Source organism: Microcystis sp. LE19-10.1B, from assembly GCF_027530565.1.
Lineage (GTDB): Bacteria > Cyanobacteriota > Cyanobacteriia > Cyanobacteriales > Microcystaceae > Microcystis > Microcystis aeruginosa.
On the sequence record NZ_JAPZQM010000568.1, the window covers coordinates 1 to 4,123 of the forward strand.

5 protein-coding genes and 3 pseudogenes are annotated in these 4,123 nt (G+C 40.7%); 7 read left to right on the forward strand and 1 reads right to left on the reverse strand.

Features of this window, described 5'->3' with window-relative positions; all coding sequences use genetic code 11:
- Window positions 1-115 (forward strand): transposase (locus O9332_RS20650; RefSeq protein WP_288023342.1); only part of this gene is annotated, 115 nt, incomplete at its 5' end.
- 53 nt (window positions 116-168) lie between these two features.
- Window positions 169-1,504: pseudogene (locus O9332_RS20655) on the forward strand (ISAs1 family transposase).
- Between the two features lie 19 nt (window positions 1,505-1,523).
- Here the strand turns inward: O9332_RS20655 and O9332_RS20660 are convergent.
- Window positions 1,524-1,979, reverse strand: a pseudogene (locus O9332_RS20660) (transposase family protein); the annotation flags it as partial.
- 581 nt (window positions 1,980-2,560) lie between these two features.
- Here O9332_RS20660 and O9332_RS20665 point away from each other — a divergent pair.
- The 5 genes and pseudogenes from O9332_RS20665 to O9332_RS20685 all read left to right on the forward strand — a co-directional run.
- Window positions 2,561-2,818 (forward strand): ribbon-helix-helix domain-containing protein, encoded by a 258-nt coding sequence (locus O9332_RS20665; protein ID WP_043999440.1) that lies wholly within the window; start codon window positions 2,561-2,563, stop codon window positions 2,816-2,818.
- Between the two features lie 6 nt (window positions 2,819-2,824).
- The gene (locus O9332_RS20670) at window positions 2,825-3,124 is read left to right on the forward strand and encodes a type II toxin-antitoxin system RelE/ParE family toxin (protein WP_002762872.1); all 300 of its coding nucleotides are present in this window, start codon (window positions 2,825-2,827) and stop codon (window positions 3,122-3,124) included.
- 82 nt (window positions 3,125-3,206) lie between these two features.
- Entirely contained in the window at window positions 3,207-3,449 is a 243-nt protein-coding gene (locus O9332_RS20675) for a hypothetical protein (RefSeq protein WP_002762874.1), read from the forward strand.
- Window positions 3,449-3,829, forward strand: coding sequence for a type II toxin-antitoxin system VapC family toxin (locus O9332_RS20680; RefSeq protein WP_002762876.1), 381 nt, complete (start codon window positions 3,449-3,451; stop codon window positions 3,827-3,829). Before O9332_RS20675 ends, O9332_RS20680 begins: the two co-directional genes overlap by 1 nt.
- Window positions 3,830-3,962: 133 nt before the next feature.
- Window positions 3,963-4,123 (forward strand): annotated as a pseudogene (locus O9332_RS20685) (ISL3 family transposase); the annotation flags it as partial.

The following is a 4,123-nucleotide window of genomic DNA, read 5'->3' on the forward strand; positions in this document are numbered from 1 at the left end:
GATGGTCGAGGGAATCAACAATAAACTTAAACTAATAAAACGGAGAAGCTATGGCTTTAGAAACTTTCGGAATTTTTGGGTTAGAAGTATGTTGTCTTGGCATCTTGTCTGTTGATTTAGCATAAAGGGTAACGAAGAGCCCAATTAATATTAATTAGGAGAGAAGTCATGGCAACAGGTTTTGCCCCCGTATTGGAACCAGAAAAGAAAGCTCAACAGCCAACGACCGGGCCGTTAACACCAATCAATGAAATTCAAGCCAGGTTATTGAATTATGTTCAAGATATTCCTGACCCGAGAGTTTCTCGAACTCAAAAACATTTGCTGACCGATATTTTAGTGATTGCGATTTTAGCCGTGGTCGCAACGCGCTCGCTACGCGAGATCGCCGGGGCGCAAGGTTGGGAAGACATGGAAAATTATGGCATCAGTAAGCAGGCTTGGTTATCGGAATTTTGGGAATTACCCAATGGCATCCCTTCTGATGATACTTTTCGTCGGGTTTTTGAACGGATTAAGCCGGAAGCTCTCGAACAAGTTTTGTCTCAATGGCTACAACATTTGATGGGTTCTCTCGCGGGAGAAATTGTCCCCATAGACGGGAAAAATCTCAAAGGTTCCTACGATCGTAATCAAGGGATAAAAGCCTTACATTTAGTCACCGCCTGGGCAAGTGAGCAACGATTGGTTTTAGGACAAGTCAAGGTGGAAGATAAGTCTAATGAGATTACGGCGATTCCTGCCCTACTAGAATTATTAGATATCTCGGGTGCGATTATCACCATTGACGCGATGGGAACTCAAACTGAGATTGTTCGACAAATTCGCCAAAAAAAAGCTGATTATGTGTTAGCACTTAAAGCTAATCATCCCACTCTTCACTCTCAGGTTAAGAATTGGTTCGATCAGGCTCAAGCTCATAACTTTGAAGGGATTATAGCGTTTCTGATTCACAAGAGGTACATTCCCGATCCTGAACAGCTTAATCAGCAAAGGTTTAAGTGTGCCGCACAGATGCGAGAACCGCTATAAATTTAGTTATGACTATCGCCTAGAAAAAGGTCATCATCGTCTAGAAAAGCGTTGGTGTTGGGCTGTACCTTTAGAAGCTTTTGGCGGTCTTTACCAACAACAGCAATGGTTAGGACTTAAAAGTATTGTTATGGTTAAACGGATTCGCCATCTCTGGAATAAAACTACTCACGAAGTCCAATTTTATCTCAGTTCTCTCCAGGCTGATGCTCAAATCATCGGTAAGGCTATTCGTAAACACTGGGGCATTGAAAATCAAGTCCACTGGACTTTAGATGTTACTTTTAATGAAGATAAGTGTCGGATTCGGTCTTGGCATAGCCCTCGGAATTTTGGTCTCCTCAGACGGCTAGCACTTAACGCCCTTAACCAGGAATCCACTTACCGACGTAGTCTGCGACAAAAAAGTAAGCGCGCGGCGATGGACAATGACTATATGGTGGCTGTGCTGAGTTCCTTTTGTCAAGCGTGATTGAGATGCTCTTACCCTGAATTCCTAGTCTTTTTAATTTCGATAAATCTGGCTCTGTAATTTCTTCGGCGATGTCCTCTACTATTCTTTGAATCTCTTCTTCCGTTACGTTATTTCTTCGGCTAACATTTAAAATATCTGCTGCTTTTAATTGTTCGAGTATATTCTCGGCTAGTCTTTTCGTGTAGGTTCGTTTCTTGGCGACAAAATCTAACTCTTCGCTAAAGGGTTTCTGACAATTACCGCACTTAAATTGACGACGATTAACTTGTAGGTACACTGGTTGTCCTGAGATTGGTAAATCTTTGACTAAATGTCGATGATTTTGGTGGAGTTTATCGCTCTCTAACCCACAATGAGGACAGGTTGCTTTTTTATTTTTCGATTCGATTCGGAAAACTATACCGATATTTTCTAGGTGTCGATAGCCTTGAATACAGGTTCCTTCTAGGTTCAAAAATTTGTCAAGTATCATAAGTAAAATAATCTCGTTTTTGGCTATTATATCAAATCTTAACTCAATTGTCTATCTTTTGGCATTAACCTGTTTGTGCTTTAAGTCCTTTCCTGTATGGATTTCAGCTACTTTTGAGCGTAGTTGCTCTCATCGAATTTTATTTTAAGTTAATTATTTGCATAACAATTCCCGAAGAGCCCAACTTTTCTACTGTAATCACTTGTCCTTTCCAACACAACCGAAGTTTAGGAACTTAAGGAAAAAGTCAGTAAAATCCACCCAATCCCTTACCCCGCCTAACTTTCAGCCCCTCAACCCTCCCGCAAAAATCCTTAACTTGGGAAAAATCCCCAACTTTACCAACTTAAGCGCAAGCATTGTCAAAATATCCTGACAATCTCCCCCCACTCCGACTCCCCAAATTTTTGCTTCATACCCAAGACCACAAAAACCGAGATGGAAATATCCCACTTTTGTCATCTGGACAGGCTAGAGAGCTTACCCCACAGTAAAAATGAGTAGCGCATCTTGCCTGAGCAAACTTGGGACGATCCCACAGCGACGAACCTATAATGAAAAAAAGCCAAGCCTTAACAACCATGAAATTAACCCTAAAACCCGAACACCAAAAGCTGATCGAAGCCAAACTAGATACAGGGCGTTATGCCAATCCAGATGAAATCATTGCCGAAGCCTTACAATTACTCAGCAAACGCGATCAATATCAACAATGGGCAGAAGAAGTTGGCCAAAAAATTGATATTGCCGCCGAACAATTAGATCAAGGCGAAGGAATTGACGGAGAAACCGCAATCGCTCAACTTAAAGCAAGACTTCCAAAAAACTGTGAAGCTTAAATATTCATGAATCAATACATAATTTCGACTGAAGCCCTTCGAGATATGGAACAAATTCTTGATTATTTGGCTAATACTAACATTAGTGCGGGTGAGAAATTTTTGGAGGAGTTTAGCAAAAAATGTCGTTATCTTAGCCAATTTCCGCTAATGGGGCGCAGTTATCGAGAGATTCGTCCCTATTTGCGTGGCTTACCGATGAAAAACTACATTATTTTCTATCGCTTAACTGAGCAAGGGCTAGAAATCATGCGTTTTATCAAAGGAGAGCGAGATTTAGAAGCTTTTTTCTTTGAAAACCCCTAAAAAATCAAGGCAATTACTTTTTTTCAACTGTTTATAATAGAGATCGCTACAATGTCGAGTATCCCCCCATCCCAAAGCAGCCATGACAGCCAAAGAACAACTCCTCCAGGAAATCGAACAAGCTCCCGAATCTCTAATCCAATCCTGCTTAGAATTGATACTCTCCCATAAAACTCCCGCCCCTTCACCGCAAAATAACAAACCAATTTGGGAAATCGCCGATGAAATAATTGCCACCATTCCCGAAGAATCCTTTGACCAGATCCCCACCGATGCGGCGGCCAACTTGGATTACTATCTTTATGGCAATTCTCCTCAAAAATAATGCCGACCCTCTTCGCCGACACATTTTATTGGGTTGCCTTGATTCATGCTAAAGATCAATGGCATAGACAAGTGCGAGCTTTTAGTAGGTTAATTCAAGATTATTCTTTAATTACAACCGATTTAGTCTTGGTGGAATATCTTAACTTTTTTGCTAAATTTGATCAACCCATGAAACAAGGTGTCGTCAATTTCTATCGCCAAATCCAAACCTCTCCAAATCTGCAAATTATTAGCCTTGATTCTTATTTAATTCAATCAGGTGTAGAACTTTATGCCAACCGTCTAGACAAAGGCTATAGCCTGACTGATTGTGTCTCAATGATTGTGATGAAACAAATGGGAATTTATGAAATACTCACCATGACCAGATCATTTTGATGCTGGAGAGCGATCGCTTTTTAGGATATAGAACGGAGTAATGGCGTTTTGGGAAATATGGGAAGTGCGCTCTTGGCTCTTCTAGGTTCTGTGTGAGGATGGTATAATAATAATACAGGACAGGAGGTGGGTTATGTGGATAAATTTTGATCAACTCCTCGATTTACCAAATGTAACAGTGGTCAATTATCAAAAAATTGCTCAGACAATTTTCCTAAAGCTCGCTCTTTTAAATGAAACAATTGAATGTCCGAATTGCCATCAAACCTTGGACAGAATCAATCAGACAGAGTA